Source organism: Rhodococcus sp. ARP2, assembly GCF_001029585.1.
Classification (GTDB): Bacteria; Actinomycetota; Actinomycetes; order Mycobacteriales; family Mycobacteriaceae; genus Rhodococcus_F; species Rhodococcus_F erythropolis.
In genome coordinates, this window is the sequence record NZ_LEKE01000026.1 from 95,187 (window position 1) to 112,073 (window position 16,887).

Here is a 16,887-nt window from a genome sequence, read left to right on the forward strand (position 1 = left end):
GCCGTCGCCTGAACTCCTACCGCGCAACCATCAGCGGTATCGAACCACCGCGGTGACGGTAGATCGAACCAAACCGTGCATCGAGGCGCACCCACGATCGACTCGCCCGCACCCGAACCAGCTCCGACGCGTCGATCTGTTCGAGATCGATGTCCGCAGTCATCGCTTCGGATCCGGCGTGCGGAACGAATCCCATTGCGGTCAAGGCAAAAATAACTCGCATCGAGATCCCGACCGTGCCTGACGGACCACTGACCTCGAGCACGTCCTGATCGAGCAACGACGCCGGCGGACCGTGACTACTTCCATGCTCGAGCGCCAAGGCGTTGCCCCGCTGCGCCAGTTCGATCAACACCCGGGCGGGTACGTCGTCCAGGTGCTCGAAGCCGTCCATCGGCGGCAACGCCCCACGCCACGCCGAATCCATGGCGAACCCCGGATCGATCAGCTCACCTGTTGCCTGCTCCACCGCCGAGAGCAACTGATCGCCGGCAGCCGACGTGTCGTCAGGGTTGATGGTGCCCGCCACGGTTCGCGTCGCCAGAGCGTCGAAACCCGTTGACGCCCAGACGCTCAGGTGCGCATCGCCGCGTCGACGCATTCGGATGACCGCGGACTCGTCCAAACGCAAGGCGTGACCGATGAAGCCGGCCAAGTTCTTTCGCTCGGCCTCCTCGGGCACGGTCAGGACACGTTCATGCACGTTGCCAGCTCTCCAAGTACTCCCGCTCGGGCCCGCTGAGGCGGCGCAGACGTTGAGTGTCGATATCGAAGGCCGCGATCTGAGTCGATGCCACGATGGACGGCGGGACGCTGAGATCGGCGCCGCGGGGGCGAACCTCGTACGCGATGGTGAAGTCCACCGCGCGAACCTTTTCCACCCACATGAAGACATCGAGCGGTGAATCGTCGTGCCGCAGTTGCCCGCGGTACCGCACATGGAGATCGGCAATCACAGCCCCGTCACGCAGGGTGACCGTCGGGCGCGAGTCTTCGAACAACCAAGGAATCCTCGCCTCTTCGAGCAACGTCACCATCCGTGCGTGGTTGATGTGCTGGAAGGCATCCATGTCGGACCACCGAACCACAACTTCGGCGTGGAATCCTTCGCTCAACGTCCTACCTCCGATCGGGTGCCCATGCTGCGCACCATGCTACGAACCTGACGCGCCGCCACCGAGAGCGTCGCGAGGTCAAGCGTCCCAGACTCGAAGATCTCGACGAGAGCTGCCCTCGCCCGACTCAGCCGCGAGGCGTTGGTCGATTCCCATTCGTCGATCTTCTCCTGCGGCGACTCCCCCGGCTCGCCGCCGGCCAGAACCTCCATCGTCAACTGCCGCAGCGAACTGTAGAGGTCGTCTCGCAACGCGAGCCGAGCAAGCGAGTGCCAGCGATCGCCGCGCTCGAGTCCCGAGACCGCGCTCAGCAGCCAGTCGATTCCCAGATGCGCGTCCAAGGCGTAATACAGCTCCGCGACTTCGGTGATGTCGTGATCTGCGATGTCGGCGATATCCGCGATGTCGAGCAGGCAGTAGACGTCGAGCAGTCGGAACACGTCCAGCGCCAACGCTTCCGGAGCCCCGCGATCGATCACGGATTGAGCGCGCACGAGCAGATCGTCGAGCTGGTGGCCGGCGAGCAGCCCCGGAACCAGCGGCGCCGTCGCCCGATACGCTGCCGAGTAGCGCGCAACTTCGGCGCCGACCGCGATCGGCTGGGGCCGATTGGCCAGGAACCACCGCGACGCGCGGTCGAGCAAGCGGCATGACTCCACGATCAGCTCGTTTTCGATCTCTGCACTGACGCCGGCCGAGCGGATTCGCGACCACACCTCGTCGAGCGCAAAGACCTCTCGCACAGCGGCGTACGCGCGGATCGAGTCGGTACTGCTCGCTCCGGTCTCCTCGGCCAAGCGGTAGGCGTACGTGATTCCGCCGTTGTCGATCACTTCGTTCACGAGCATCGTCGCGACGATCTGCCGCCGCAATGGGTGTGCTTTGATCTCCGTTTCGAACCGATCGCGAACAGCGGTCGGGAAGTACTGCGGGATCTGCTGGGCGAAGAAATCGTTGTCCGGCAACTCGGTTGCGAGCAGATCGTCCTTGAGTGAAAGCTTGACGTGCGCCGTCAGCGTCGCCAATTCCGGCGACGTCAGACCCACACCAGCCTCGAGTCGACGCTCGATCTCCTTGTCGGTCGGCAACGCCTCGAGCTTGCGGTCAAGGCCACGTGCCTTGGTCAGATCCGTCAACTGACGGCGGTGAACACCGAGCATCTGCGGCGCGGTCACGCGGGAGATTCCGAGCAGCGCGTTCTGGGCGATGTTGTCCGCCAACACCAACGCCGCCACGTCGTCGGTCATCGACGCCAGCAACGGATTCCGTTCTTGCGTCGGCAGTAACTGCGAACGCACGAGCGAATCGAGAAGGATCTTGATGTTCACTTCGTGATCGGAGCAGTCGACCCCGGCCGAGTTGTCGATGGCGTCGGTGTTGATGTGACCGCCGTTGGCGCTGAACTCGATTCGTCCCAGAGCAGTCACGCCGAGGTTGCCGCCCTCACCGATCACCTTGACTCGTAGGTCTTGACCGTCGACTCGCACCGCGTCGTTGCTCTTGTCTCCGACCTGCGCGTTCGTCTCGGTCGAAGCCTTGACGTATGTACCGATTCCGCCGTTCCACAGCAGATCCACCGGTGCCGACAGAATCGCCTGCATCAATTCCGGCGGCGAGAGCTTCGTGACCCCCTCGGCCAGACCCAGTGCGATTCTGACGCTTTCGGCGATCGGAACCGACTTGACCGTGCGGTCCCAGACGCCGCCACCTTCACTGATCAGGCTCTTGTCGTAGTCGGCCCATGACGACCGTGGCAACTCGAAAAGTCGTTGACGTTCGACGAACGAGCTCGGTGCATCCGGGTTCGGATCGAGGAAGATGTGTCGATGGTCGAACGCGCCCACCAGACGGATGTGCCGACTGAGGAGCATTCCGTTGCCGAACACGTCTCCGCTCATGTCGCCGACGCCTACCGTCGTGAAATCCTGCGTCTGCGTGTCGACCCCGAGTTCGCGGAAGTGCCGCTTGACGCTTTCCCAGGCGCCGCGAGCGGTGATTCCCATGCCCTTGTGGTCGTATCCCACGGAGCCACCGGAGGCAAACGCGTCGCCGAGCCAGAAGTCGTACTTGGCGGCAACCGAATTCGCGAGATCCGAGAACGTCGCCGTGCCCTTGTCCGCGGCGACCACCAGGTAGCGATCCTGATCGTCCTTGCGCACCACTCGATCCGGCGTCACAACTTCGCCGGTGGCCGCGTGCACGTTGTCCGTGATGTCGAGCAATCCGGAGATGAACGTGGTGTAGCAGGCCTTGCCCGTTTCCAGCGTCGCCGTTCGATCAGCGGCCGGATCACCCGTCGGCAGAGGCGGATTCTTCACGACGAAGCCGCCCTTGGCGCCGACCGGCACGATCACCGCGTTCTTGACGGCCTGAGCCTTCACCAAGCCGAGCACCTCGGTGCGGAAATCCTCGCGCCGGTCGGACCAGCGGAGTCCGCCGCGCGCGACTGCGCCGAATCGCAGGTGGACGCCTTCGACCTCGGGTGAGTACACGTAGATCTCGAAAGCCGGCCGCGGCTTGGGCAACTCGCTGATCCGCGAGGGATCGAGCTTGACCGACAGGTAGTCGCGAGAGCGGCCATCGGCGTCGACGACGTAGAAATTGGTACGCAAGGTCGCCTTCACCAAGGAGAACATTCCACGCAGAATGCGATCGGCATCCAAGCTGAGCACCTCGTCGATGGACGCACGCAACTGCTCGTCCAATTCGGCGACGCGAATGTCGTCCTGTTTCTCGGGGTCGAACATCGCCTCGAACAACTGCACCAATGCAAACGCGGTCTGCGGGTGCGTTAGCGCGATTCCTTCGATGTGGAACTGACTGTACGGAAATGTGGCCTGGCGCAAATACTTTGCGTAAGCACGCAACACCACGGCTTGCCGCCAGGACATTCCGGCCCGCAGCACCAACTCGTTGAATCGGTCAGCTTCTGCCCGGCCGAACCAGACTGCACCGAATGCAGCCGTGAATCGCTTCTGGACCTCGGTCAGCGGGGCGGTACTGGTCTCGAGTGGCACCTGCGCATCGAGGTCGATCTCGACCGACGCCCGAAGATCCGCCGGTACCGACAATCCGAAATCGTAGATCCAGCACTGAACGCCGTCGAGTCGCTGCACGACGTGCGGTCGCTCGTCGAGAACTTCGACGCCGAGTGACTGCAGCACGGGGAGCACCTGACTCAACGAGATACCGTCGCCGCCGACGAAGAGCGTGAAGCGCCAGGCACCGGGCGCGGAGTCCACAGCGCGATAGAGCAGTACGTCGATCGCGCCTGGCGCCAACGCCTCGAGCCTGGCGATGTCGGCCAGCGCGCGTGACGGTTCGAAGTCCTCCTTGTATCCATCGGGAAGCACCCGCGAATACCGTTGCACCAGTTCCGGATCCACACCCGGAATGTCGCGAACAAGGTCGTTGATGCGGTCGTCCCAGCTACGACTGACTTCGGTCAGCAGGGCCTGAACTCGCTCGCGGTTGGCCTCGGAGACATCCAGATGAACCGGCTCACTGTCCGGATCGCGCCGGATCGTCACGTGCAACAGCGCAAGATCGTTCTCGGTAACCCGGGCGGTGTAATCAACTGTGCCTGGGCCGAATTCGCGCCACAACAGGTTTTGCATCGCCAGTCGCACCCGCGTCGTATACCGGTCGCGAGGCAGATACACCAAGCAGGATACGAACCGTCCGAACGTGTCCTCGCGGACGAAGAGTCGCACCTGTCGACGCAGCCCGATGCTGTGCACGGCGTGGACGGTCTCGAACAAGGTCTCGGCATCGCTCGAGAACAACTCGGTGCGCGGGAAGGACTGGATGACCTCGAGCATCGCCTGCCCGGAGTACGAATGCAGGTCGACACCGGCACGCGCGATGACTTCGCGGACGCGTCGCTCGATCAGAGGAATCGCGAGGACGTTCTCGTGGAGTGCGACCACGGTGAACACACCCAGGAATCTGTGCTCCCCCACGATGTTTCCCTCGTCGTCGAGGATCGAGACACCCACGAAGTACGGGTAGACAGCGCGGTGCACCGTGGCGGGGAACGATCCCTGCGTCAGGACCAGAAGCGGTCGATCCGGGAGATCTGCAACTGGAGGCAAACTCATCGGGCCTTCGGTGACCGCGTCGGAGCGCAGCACGCCGAGCCCGCTGCCGGCGACCGTGCGTGAGCCGTCCTTCGTGCCCTCGAATCGCCGGTATCCGAGTACGGCGTAGTTTCCGTCCGCCATCCACCGGAGCAGCCGAGCGGTATCGGAGAATTCTTCGGGGGTGATCCTCCCGGAGGCAGTTTCTGCAGCACTCTCCAACTCGTCGGCAACGCGCAGTTGCAGTGCCTTCATGTCCGGGGTGTCACCAACCACCTGGCGGACGTCCGCGAGCACTTTGCCGAGGTGGGCTTCGATCGCGTCGAGATCGGAATCCTCGACTTCGGAGTCCAACTGGACGTGCATCCAGGATTCTTGGATACCGCTGTCGCCCAAGGAAATCAGATTGCCCGCGTTGTCGCGTTCAACCGTCAGGATCGGATGGGCGAATTGACTGATTCCCACGCCTTGTCGGTTGAGCATCGCGGTAACGGACTCGACGAGCAACGACATGTCGTCGGTGACGATCTGGACGGCAGCGCCGAGACCCTCGGATCCTGACGGGCGGTACACACGCCATACGGCCGTGCCTGGCGTCCGCTGCCTCCCGAGCGCGAGATGCGCGAGCAGGACTCGATCCGATCGACCGTTGATGACATCGTCGCTGTCACCCTCGTCGATGTGCGTGAAAAAGGCCTCGCGAAGACGCGTCAACAACGTCGCTTCGTCGAGGCCTGTGCCCTGCTGCCGTACACGGTCTGTCATTCCTGGCTCACATCCTTGTGGGTTCTGATCGCCGCGACCAATCTCTGACTCGAGACTAGCCGCGGCAACCAGTACCTAGGGTGAACTGAGAAACGAAATCTACGATGTCGTCATCTGAACAAGCGATGCTTCGAGCACCGCACGTTCGCTGTCCGCCAGCGGTCTGGACTTTTCGGACACGGTGTCGAATCCGACCATCAACGCGTCGCCGAAGGCGCATTCGACACCCGCGTTGTCACGGATGACGTGCCGAACCGTGAACGAGGAAGTCCCGACGTGAGTCGTGAAGATCTCCACGTTCAACGGACCGGACCGATCGGTGACCGGCTTGAGGAACTCGATGGTCATCTTTCGAACCACGAGGTATCCCGGTCGGCCGCCGAGCGGCGCCAGTTTCGCTTCCAGGAACTGGATGCGAGCTTCCTGCATGTACTCGACGTAACGCGTGTTGTTGACGTGACCCAACCGGTCGGAATCGCCCCACCGGACCTGGATCTGCGCTGTGTATACGTCGGACACCGGATCAGTCCCTGGTGAGCTTGCGGTGAGTCACGCGGTGCGGGCGTGCGGCGTCGGGGCCGAGTCGCTCGACCTTGTTCGCCTCGTAGCCCTCGAAGTTGCCCTCGTACCAGTACCAAGCTGCCTCGTTGTCGCCGAAGCCACCTTCCCACGCGAGGATGTGGGTACAGGTGCGGTCCAGGAACCAGCGATCGTGCGAGATCACGACGGCGCAGCCGGGGAACTCTTCGAGAGCGTTCTCCAGCGAGCCGAGGGTTTCGACGTCGAGGTCGTTGGTGGGCTCATCGAGCAGGATCAGGTTGCCGCCCTGCTTGAGCGTCATCGCCAGGTTCAGGCGGTTGCGCTCACCACCGGAGAGGACGCCGGCCGGCTTCTGCTGATCGTGGCCCTTGAAACCGAACGAGCTGATGTACGCACGCGAGGGGAACTCGGTCTGGCCGACGACGATGAAATCGAGCCCGTCGGACACGGTCTCCCAGACCGTCTTCTTGGGGTCGATTCCGGAACGGTTCTGGTCGACGTAGGACAGCTTGACCGTCTGACCGATCTTGACCTCACCGGCGTCAGGCTCCTCGAGACCGACGATGGTCTTGAACAGCGTCGTCTTACCGACGCCGTTGGGGCCGATGACGCCGACAATTCCGTTGCGCGGCAACGTGAACGAAAGATCCTTGATCAGCACGCGGCCGTCGAATCCCTTGTCGAGGTTCGAGACCTCCACGACCACGTCACCCAGGCGCGGCGGTGCCGGGATCTGGATCTCGTCGAAGTCGAGTTTGCGGGTCTTCTCGGCTTCGTTCGCCATTTCCTCGTAGCGATCGAGACGAGCCTTGTTCTTGGCCTGGCGGGCCTTGGCGCCGGAACGAACCCATGCGAGCTCGTCCTTGAGGCGCTTCTGCAGCTTCTGATCCTTCTTGCCGGCAACTTCGAGGCGTGCAGCCTTCTGCTCCAGGTAGGTGGAGTAGTTGCCCTCGTACGGGTACAGGCGTCCGCGGTCGACTTCACAGATCCACTGCGCGACGTGATCGAGGAAGTAACGATCGTGGGTCACGGCGAGGATTGCGCCGGGGTAAGCAGCGAGGTGCTGCTCGAGCCACAGGACAGATTCGGCGTCGAGGTGGTTGGTGGGCTCATCGAGGAGCAGGAGGTCGGGCTTGCTCAGCAGCAGCTTGCAGAGCGCAACGCGTCGCTTCTCACCACCGGAGAGGTGGGTGACCATCTCTTCCGGCGGGGGGCAGCGCAGGGCGTCCATAGCCTGCTCGAGCTGCGAGTCGATCTCCCACGCGTCTGCGTGATCGAGCTTCTCCTGCAGCTCGCCCATCTCTTCCATGAGCTCGTCGGAGTAATCCGTGGCCATCAGCTCGGCGATCTCGTTGTACCGCTTGAGCTGGACCATCGTCTCTCCGAGACCGTCCTCGACGTTCTCGCGAACCGTCTTGGTCTCGTCGAGCTCCGGCTCCTGCATGAGGATGCCGACGGTCGCGCCCGGAGCCAGGAATGCCTCGCCGTTGCCCGGCTGGTCCAGTCCGGCCATGATCTTGAGGATGCTGGATTTACCAGCGCCGTTCGGTCCGACGACACCGATCTTCGCGCCGGGGTAAAAGCTCATCGTGACGTCATCGAGGATGACCTTGTCACCGTGCGCCTTGCGCACCTTCTTCATCGTGTAAATGAACTCAGCCATGACCGCCAGCCTATCGGTGTTTGTCCTATAACCCACATTGCGCGTTGGCGCTCACTCCGATGCGGGTTCTGCGGACAGTCCGAGGTCACCGACCAGATTCGCCGACATGCTCATCGACCCCCACGAAAACCGCGATGGGGACACCTCCGGGTGTCCCCAGGACGGCTCAGATCATTGCCCGGTGGATGCCCTTCGGCTCGCCACCGAGCTGCGAGAGCGTCGACGAATGGAAAATGGAACCAGGCACATGGATCGCGTGTGCCAAACCGGCATGAGCATCGCGCCAGAACCGCTGCATCGGCGTGTTCAACTGCAACGCGCCACCACCGGAACGAGCAAAGATCTCGTCCACCGCCCGCACCGCCCGCCACGCCGCAGCAGTCTGCGTACGCCGACCGATCGCACGAAGCTCGAACGAAACTTCCTGCCCCTTCTCGGTCATGTCCCAGAAACGATCCACCGTCTCCAAGATCGCAGCCCGAGAAGCAGCGATCTCGGCCGCAGCCTCACCGATCGCGAACAACACGTACGGATCTTCCTTGATCGGAACACCACTGACCGTCACACGCTCACGCTGCGCCGCCATATTGCACGCCAACGCACCCTCAGCAATACCGATCAACGACGAAGTGATCCCCAACGGGAAAATGCACGAGAACGGGAACTTGTACAACGTCTCCGTACGGCCCGCTTCCTTCCACGCCGTCCCGTCGAAAACCTTTCCCGCATCAAGAGTCCGATACGTCGGCAGGAACGCATCCTTGACGATCAGATCCTTCGACCCCGTACCGCGCAGCCCCACGACATTCCAGCTGTCCTGGTCGATGTCGTAATCGGAGCGCGGCAACAACACGTGCAGAATCTTCGGCGGCATCAACGGCTTACCGGACTCGTCACCGACCATCGCACCGATCATGATCCAGTCACAGTGATCAGTACCGGACGAGAACGACCAACGACCGTTGAGGATGTAGCCACCCTCGACCGGCCTCGCCACGCCCATCGGCGCATACGGTGACGCCATCCACGTATCAGGATCGGTTCCCCACACCTCTTCCTGAGCCTTGCGGTCGAAGAACGCAAGCTCCCACGGATGAACCCCGACGATGCCGCTGACCCAGCCCGTGGCACCGTCCATCGCGCCGATAGCCATTGCCGTCTCGGCGAATTCACGCGGATGTGCCTCGAGGCCTCCGAACTCCTTCGGCTGCAACATCCGGATGACGCCGGCGTCGCGCAAACGCTTCGCGCTGCCGTCCGTCAAGCGCATCAGCTTGTCGCCCTCGACTCCGTCGGCGCGGATCTCGTCGGCGAACTGTGAGATGTTGTCCAGAACCTGACCCATGATCTTTCCGCCTCCACTGATAGTCGATCAACGACCATTAAAGTAGAACACGTTCTAGAAACTTGCGGAAGTGAAATGGCCGACATTTCTTACACTCACACGGTCTGCAGTTCCGACGGGAGTTCGACGGCGTCGCTACCCGAGGCCGCAAGCAACTGTGCGTATCGCCCACCTTGTTGCACAAGTTCGTCGTGGGTGCCCTTTTCCACAACCACGCCCTGGTCGAGGACCGCGATGAGATCCGCATCTCGAACCGTGGAGAGTCGGTGCGCTACAACAAGAGTGGTGCGTCCGACCATCAGCTCGTCGAGCGCGTCCTGCAGCGCACGTTCAGTGCGATTATCCAAGGCGCTCGTCGCCTCGTCGAGGACCAGGATCGGCGGATTCCGCAGAACTGTGCGCGCGATCGCGATGCGCTGTTTCTCACCACCGGAGAATCGGTAGCCGCGCTCGCCGACCATGGTGTCGTACCCGTCGTCGAGACCCGAGATGAACTCGTGGATCTGCGCGATGCGCGCCGCTTGCTCGATCTCGGCGTCGGTGGCATCGGGTTTCGCGAACCGAAGGTTCTCACGAATCGTCGTATGGAAGAGGTACGTCTCCTGCGACACCACGCCCACCAGATCGGAGACCGTCGCCAGATCGAGGTCCCGCAGATCGATGTCGTCGATTCTCACCGATCCCGCAGTCGGGTCATACAGACGTGCGGCCAAGTATCCGAGGGTGGTCTTGCCCGAACCTGTGGAGCCGACCAGCGCCAAGGTTCCGCCGGCCGGGACCGCGAGGTCGATGTTGTCGAGAGTCTTGCTGTCGGTTCCTGGATACGAGAAGTCGACGTGGTCGAACCGAAGTTCGCCGGACATCTTGGTGCGGTCGAAGCTCTTCGACTCTTCCGGATCCGCGATGTCGATCGGCAGATCCAGGTACTCGAACACGCGACTGAACAGTGCCATCGAACTCTGCACCTCGACGCCCGTGTTGAGCAGCATCATGGTGGGGCGGAACAATTGTGTCTGCAGTGTGGTGAATGCGACGAGGGTGCCGACGGTGATGGTGTTGCCGTGATCGAGAGTGAAACCGGCGAACCAGTAGACCAGTGCGGGCATGGCTGCGAAGGTGATCGACATGGTCGCCATGCGCCACTTGCCGGCCATCATGGCCCGGAGTTCGACGTCCGCGACTTCCGCTGAACGCTCGGTGAATCGATCCGTCAGAGCCGACTTCGCGCCTGTCGTCTTGCCGAGGAGAATGCCACTGACGGAGAGAGATTCCTCCACCTGCACCGACAGATCACTGAGTAGCTTCTGCCGCTTACCCGAGATCTTGCGGCGCTCGTCACCGATCTTGCGTGCGATACGGATGAACACCGGCAAGATCGCCAGCGAGAAGATGGCAAGCCGCCAATCCAGAAGGAACAGAGCAACAATGGTGGCTGCCACGGTCGTTGCATTCTGCGCGATGGACGTTGCCGTGTTGGTGACCACCGACTGCATACCGCCGATGTCGTTGGCAATGCGCGACTGAACTTCTCCGGTTCGGGTTCGAGCGAAGAATCCGAGCGACTGATTCTGCAGATGCGAGTAGACCCGCACACGCAGTTGGTGCATCAGTTTCTGACCGATGCTGTTGGACATCCAAGTCTGCGCCACGCCGAGACAGCTCGTGATCACGGCAATGGCGATCATGCCGATGGCCAGAACGCTGACGAGTCCGAGGTTCTTGTCCGGGATCGCCTTGTCGAGCATTTCGCGTAGGAGCAGCGGACTGCCCAACGCCACGATCGCGCTGAGTGTGATGACCGCGGTGACGATGGCGATCTGAGTTCGATACGGCGCGAACAGTCCGAGTACGCGCTTTGCCGGTACGGAGTCCGCCGGAGTGATCTCGACAGCGGATCGTTCGATGTTTCGCATGTGATCTGGTTTCACGTTCTACCTCCTGGAGGCTTTCTCACCCTAGTTTCATATTGATGAGGTTACCTCACTATGAGGCTGACACCAACAACGCTAGACTGACGCCATGCATTCCCGAGAGCGCGAACTCACCGACGTAGTGATGTCCGTGGCACGGCTCATCCGCCGACGCCAAGTGGCAGCGCTGGAACCATTCGGTCTCTCGCCGTCGCAAAGCCGAGCGCTGCGAGTACTGACCCGAGTGGGCGAGCCGGTTCGACTCGGGTTTCTTGCCGAGCGATTGCGCATCGTTCCGCGGTCGGCGACCGACGTCGTGGATTCCCTCGAAGAGGCCGGATGGGTGCGCCGCACTCCCGATCCGAACGATCGGCGAGCTGTATTACTCGAGCTCACCGACGCCGGCGCTACCCTCGCTGCCGACGTCGCGAAAGCTCAACGACGCGAATCCTCGGATGTGTTCGACGACCTCGACGAGTCGGAGCGAGCAACTCTCACCGAACTTCTCGAGCGAGTGGACGCGGGGCACGACTCTCGGCCCCGCGACTGCCCGAAACCCTCGATCTGAGTTCTCACGCAGCGACGGTGTCGACTGCGTCCTCGACATTCTCCGCCGACGTCGGCTTGCTCTGACGCTCGATCTTCGAGATGCAACGAGCAAGGTCCGCGCCAACTGCCGTCGCCCGCAACTCGAGATCGGAACGAGGCACACCCTCTTTGGTCGTGTACTCGTTGGTGCGCAACTCCCCCGCCACCATGACCGGATCACCCTTCATGATGGATGCGCCGACGCCGGTGACCAACCGCCGCCAGCAGCTGACCGTGAGATAGAGGGTCGCTCCGTCCGTCCACTCTCCGGTCACCGCGTCTTTGCGACGCGTGTTGCTCGCCATCCGAAAGCTCAGCACCTCTTCGCCATTGGTTGTCTGCCGCTTCACCGGATTGGTGATGACGGTTCCGACAACCGTTGCATGCGTTTCGTACATGTCCGATCCCCCTTCGAACTCCAGAACCCGCCAACTGCCGCGGGGCCGATCATTGCGTCGGCAGTTTCGATTGTGGAACGGCAAACGCCTGGCTCGGGATTTCGATTTCCACCTGTGCATCGGCGGGACAGCTGTGGAGAAACAGCACTGCCCGAGCCAAACGGCCCGGGCAGTGTCGGAACTAAGTGCTAGTGGAGGATTCGTCGGATTTCTTCTCGCTGGGTGTCTCGTCCGCAGAGTCCTCGCTTGCAGTCTCCGCGTCAGCAGCCTCACGCGGTTTCCACCCCTCGCGGTCCCGCCTGGCCAATTCGGCGAACATGGCGTTGTGAGCAGCGAGGTCGGCGTCGTGGTCACGCTCGGCCGCACGGTCCGTTCGGCGCGCGGTCCTTCCGTCACTGCGCGACCACTGAACCAGCAGCGCGAGCATGACCACCATGAGTGGGATCTCGCCGGTCGCCCACGCGATGCTGCCGCCCAGCTGCTGATCGCCGATCAGGTCGTTGTTCCAACCGAGTCCGAGCGAGCGGAAGTACGCGCCGCCCATGACGGCGGTGGTGCTCATCAATGCCACGCCGAAAAACGCGTGGAACGGAAGTGAGCCGAAGACCATCGCCAGCTTGGTCACCGGCTGCAATTGGCGTGGTGACGGGTCTATTCCGATCGCCACCCAGTAGAAGAGATAGCCGCTGAGGATGAAGTGCAGGTTCATCAGCAGGTGAGCGCTGTGCGAGTCGACGGTCGCGCCGTAGATTCCGCCGAGATACAGCGCGTAGAAACCGCCGACGAAGAGAACTGCCGCCACGATCGGGTGGGTGATGAATCGCGAGAACGGGCTGTGCAGCGCGGTCAGAATCCACTCGCGAATGCCTGGCACGCCGTCCTTGCCTGCCGGATCGAGCGCCCGCAGAGCCAAAGTGATCGGCGCACCCAGAACCAGCAGGACTGGGCCCAACATCGACAGCGCCATATGTGCGCCCATGTGAACGCTGAAGACTGCCGGCGCGTACTTGCCGACACCGGACGACGTGGCGATCAGGAGCACCGCGCAACCGCTCATCCAGGCGATGGTTCGGCCGACGGGCCAGGAGTCCCCACGCTTGGCCAGCTTGCGCAGGCCGATGCCGTACAGAATCGCCGCAGCAATTGCGGCGGTGCCGAACATGAGGTCGAATCGCCAGTCCGTCACGAACGCCATGAACGACGGCGGGTCCGGAAGGTTGTAACCGAGTTCGACCTCGGGGATCGAGGGAATCGACAGCGGCGGAGGCGGCGGGGTACGACCGAGGCCGATCGCGAGACCGATGGTCGCCGCCATCACGATCGTTTCAGCGCCGGCAAATCGAATCAGAGCAGAGCGACTCTTCGGGTTCTCCGCCAATGCCGGCAGCGCCCGACTCCGCTGAGCCCAACCGAAGAACCCGAGGATGATCAGTGCAACTGTTTTGGCGACGATCAATCGCCCGTAGGTCGTGGTGAACACGTCGTCGAGAGGCAGACGGACAATCGCATTGATGACGCCGCTGAATCCCATGACGACGAAGCAGATGGATGCGACCGTCGAAAAGCGCCGAGCCGCTACGTCGGTGTAATCGCCGCCGCGCCGCGCGTGTGCCAGTAGCGCGAACAAGCCGCCGGCCCAGAGCGAAGCCGCCACGAGGTGCAGGATCAGGCTGTTGGTAGCGATGTCATGCGAGCCGCCCGAAGACGAGTGACCGGTGAGAGCGAGCGGCATCAGTCCGAGTAGACCGACCAGCAGCAGGAGCGGAGTCCACCACCAGCGCAGTGTCAGTCGGGCCAGGATCGCCAGAACAACCGCGATGATCGCCGTCCAGCGCCAGGCGCCGGCGATCTCGACCTGATCGAGTCCCGACCAGAGGTTTGCCGGTTTGATCGCTTCGGCGAACGGCTGACCCGACGTGTCGGAGAGCGTCAGAGGCACCATCATGAACGAACAGATTGCCCACACGATCGCGGCGTGCGATGCAGTTCGGACTGCTCGATAGCCATCGACGTCGAGGACGCCCGACTTCTGCGGCGGCACGAAGAACGCGGCCAACAGCAGTGACCCGATCGCGATGACCGCGGCGATCTCCCCCAGTGCACGCATCGCGGGGAGGCCGTATGTGGTGATCGGACCTGGATCCGGGATACCCAGAAGAGTCAGTGCCTGCGACGCGGAGAATCCCACCACGATGGCTGCGGTGAGCCCTGCGATGAGTCCACTGACCACGAATATCGCGGTCGAAGAAGCGGGTGCACCGCTGTGCTGTGTGGACTCCGGTGGGGAATCTGTCGGCGCGAGGTCGGGTGTAGCCATACCTCAAGGGTAGGACCTTCGCGAACCGACTACGACAACGCGTCGGAGTTGGGCGGCGCGCGTCACATCCCGAACCCTCGAGTATGATGTTCCACGCGCCTCCGTAGCTCAGGGGATAGAGCAAGAGCCTTCTAATCTCTTGGTCGCAGGTTCGAATCCTGCCGGGGGCACCACAAGATTTGATTCACGGATAGTCACACTGCGTGGACGAGCGGCCGCTGGGCAGAGCAGTCCGATCCGGACCGAAACCTAGCCCACAAATTACGTGCCGTCCGCAGTAATCTGCCTCGCATGAAGAAGGCACTTCCGAAGACCCTGAAGTCACTCGCCCGGACGGTTGGAATCCTGGCATTCGCGATCGTCGTGGTATCCGTCGTCGAGAGGTTCACCGGAGCACATCAACCGACGACCGGTCCCGCGTCGTTGACCGGACCCGACCAATCGTTGTAGCCCTTCCCTTGCGACAAAGGCCGTCTCACGAAGTTCTACGACGAGAGCCGGTAGGCAATTGCCCACCAATGCCGGCTGAGTCGCGTGCACCGCGCTATACAGAGCGGCCGTGAGTGTCACAGAACCTCTCAGCTCTGGATCCCAAGGCGTAACAGCAGCCGGGGCAGTCGAACCTTGCGGGCAGCCATGGGTGTAGCACCAATGACACAAGCTGCGTCAGAATGGTTGCGCGAGAACTCGATTCGTAGGTCCGATTTCGCGAAGTGTCCAGAGAGCTGCGAAAAGTACCGGCTGTGGGACCTCGCGGCTACTCGGTGCGGTTGCTCGGATGTGGCGACTGCGCACCGATCGAACCGGCCGCATCCGCCGTCAGCGACTACGCAACGACCGTCACCATTTGACTCCGGGCATCGAAAGCGCTTGAAAAGTAAGCCATTTCATCGTGCCGAGATGCGCGAGAACGACCTGAACTTGCGAGGTCTCGAGATCTTCGAAGAAGCCTCCGACGTGGCATTTTCCGAGATCCACTCACATCCCAGGCAGTGCCTCATCCGTGCGCACAAGAGCGTCGCCAAAAGTCGCTGCGGCGCGTGATCAGCTGGACTGACGTAACCGTACCGAAGGCTTTCTACGAAAAGCTGGGCGATTCTTCGTCTCGAAATGCCATGTCGGCCCCCGAAGCATTAGCGACGGTTAACTCAGGCCGAAATCCAATCTGCTAAGAAAAACGAATCTAATGTGACCCCTATCTCTGGATCCTTTCAGAACAGGGGTTTCGATGACGCGCGACTGAATTCACCCCCTAATTCACCCTCCTCCTATACACAGAAAAATGATTTGCATTTATGTCGAGCGTGTGTGCACAGATAATTCGCTCCACGCCTTGTCGTTCCGACAGCAAATAAGGGGCGGTGAACTGCATAAAGGCCCATTCGGTACAGCAGCGCCGACTCGGCTCGGCCGCTCACCGATTGTCGACAAGGGCCAAGGCAGGCATGCAACTGATGGTCGAGATCGAATTGTGATGAACCAGCCAGTTAACTTGAAAGAAATCAACGGAAGATAGATATACCCAGCTAAGCGCAGTTTTTCTTGCATGGACGCACGTCCATGGCGTGTCCAGCTATGCGATTTGCTCGTGTTAGATTCCTGATTGCGCATCGCCCGGTTTGCGCCTTCTGCGTTGTTTGCGCGGAATTTGCATCTTCTCGCGAACGGCCCCGCGCACATTTCTTTACGTTGTGCCAAAGAAAGGAATTTCATGAAAACCGTCACGGCAGCGAAGCACGCAGCACGAAGACTCCCCCTCGGAGCCATCGCACTGTTGCTATTGCTATCCGGGATGGTGCTCATGCCCGAACTGCAATGAATCGCGCAGGAAAGATCCTCGGCCGCAGCCTTTAGTACCTCGTAGGTCGTCGCGTTAGGGAATGCCGGCGGTCGATCTTTCTTGGAATTTCCTGGCCTACCCAGAGCCGGCCGTCGGTCTGCGCTGGCGCCAACCAGGTCCGATTACCAACTGTTCGGCTCCGCAATAGGACGCCTGAGAATCACCAACGCTCGCATTCAGGCTCCAGAGCTGCTCCAAGGTCCCGTTTCGCTATTCGCCGGCCCCGGAAACGGGGCCTAAATCATGTGTTCTGAACGAAAGGTGTTCGTCATGCGTAACCGTGTCTTCCCGCGTCGTGCCGGGGAGGGGGTGGTGTCTCGGTGGGCG

At 61.9% G+C, this 16,887-nt stretch carries 12 protein-coding genes and 1 tRNA gene; 4 read left to right on the top strand and 9 right to left on the bottom strand.

What is annotated here, in order from left to right; all coding sequences use genetic code 11:
• Positions 1-16: 16 nt before the first annotated feature.
• The 7 genes from ABX74_RS06440 to ABX74_RS06470 form a co-directional block, all read right to left on the bottom strand.
• Positions 17-703 (bottom strand): hypothetical protein, encoded by a 687-nt coding sequence (locus ABX74_RS06440; RefSeq protein WP_019749097.1) that lies wholly within the window; start codon positions 701-703, stop codon positions 17-19.
• On the bottom strand, positions 696-1,115 hold the full coding sequence (locus tag ABX74_RS06445) for an acyl-CoA thioesterase (RefSeq protein ID WP_003944573.1): 420 nt from the start codon (positions 1,113-1,115) through the stop codon (positions 696-698). Before ABX74_RS06445 ends, ABX74_RS06440 begins: the two co-directional genes overlap by 8 nt.
• Complete coding sequence (locus tag ABX74_RS06450) at positions 1,112-5,959, bottom strand: NAD-glutamate dehydrogenase (protein ID WP_047888445.1); 4,848 nt, start codon at positions 5,957-5,959, stop codon at positions 1,112-1,114. Before ABX74_RS06450 ends, ABX74_RS06445 begins: the two co-directional genes overlap by 4 nt.
• Before the next feature lie 99 nt (positions 5,960-6,058).
• Complete coding sequence (locus tag ABX74_RS06455) at positions 6,059-6,478, bottom strand: acyl-CoA thioesterase (protein ID WP_019749099.1); 420 nt, start codon at positions 6,476-6,478, stop codon at positions 6,059-6,061.
• Between the two features lie 4 nt (positions 6,479-6,482).
• Positions 6,483-8,162 (bottom strand): energy-dependent translational throttle protein EttA, encoded by a 1,680-nt coding sequence (gene ettA / locus ABX74_RS06460; protein WP_007730925.1) that lies wholly within the window; start codon positions 8,160-8,162, stop codon positions 6,483-6,485.
• Positions 8,163-8,328: 166 nt separating this feature from the next.
• Entirely contained in the window at positions 8,329-9,507 is a 1,179-nt protein-coding gene (locus ABX74_RS06465; RefSeq protein WP_020908243.1) for an acyl-CoA dehydrogenase family protein, read from the bottom strand.
• Between the two features lie 95 nt (positions 9,508-9,602).
• The gene (locus tag ABX74_RS06470) at positions 9,603-11,420 is read right to left on the bottom strand and encodes an ABC transporter ATP-binding protein (protein WP_053061983.1); all 1,818 of its coding nucleotides are present in this window, start codon (positions 11,418-11,420) and stop codon (positions 9,603-9,605) included.
• 106 nt (positions 11,421-11,526) lie between these two features.
• Here ABX74_RS06470 and ABX74_RS06475 point away from each other — a divergent pair, with 106 nt between their 5' ends.
• Entirely contained in the window at positions 11,527-11,985 is a 459-nt protein-coding gene (locus ABX74_RS06475) for a MarR family winged helix-turn-helix transcriptional regulator (RefSeq protein WP_020970009.1), read from the top strand.
• A 4-nt stretch (positions 11,986-11,989) separates the two neighbouring features.
• On the opposite strand, the gene ssb is transcribed toward ABX74_RS06475, so the two are convergent.
• Positions 11,990-12,403, bottom strand: coding sequence for a single-stranded DNA-binding protein (ssb, locus tag ABX74_RS06480; protein WP_007733347.1), 414 nt, complete (start codon positions 12,401-12,403; stop codon positions 11,990-11,992).
• 181 nt (positions 12,404-12,584) lie between these two features.
• Positions 12,585-14,720, bottom strand: a complete 2,136-nt coding sequence (locus ABX74_RS06485; RefSeq protein WP_020908246.1) for a cytochrome c oxidase assembly protein — start codon at positions 14,718-14,720, stop codon at positions 12,585-12,587.
• A 97-nt stretch (positions 14,721-14,817) separates the two neighbouring features.
• Here ABX74_RS06485 and ABX74_RS06490 point away from each other — a divergent pair.
• From ABX74_RS06490 to ABX74_RS30305, 3 genes are all read left to right on the top strand, one after another.
• Positions 14,818-14,893: transfer RNA gene (locus tag ABX74_RS06490), tRNA-Arg, on the top strand.
• Positions 14,894-15,011: 118 nt separating this feature from the next.
• Positions 15,012-15,170: a hypothetical protein gene (locus ABX74_RS30300; RefSeq protein WP_020908247.1), complete on the top strand. Its 159-nt coding sequence runs from the start codon at positions 15,012-15,014 to the stop codon at positions 15,168-15,170.
• 450 nt (positions 15,171-15,620) lie between these two features.
• Positions 15,621-15,764: a hypothetical protein gene (locus ABX74_RS30305; protein WP_021333432.1), complete on the top strand. Its 144-nt coding sequence runs from the start codon at positions 15,621-15,623 to the stop codon at positions 15,762-15,764.
• The last annotated feature ends 1,123 nt before the right edge of the window (positions 15,765-16,887 follow it).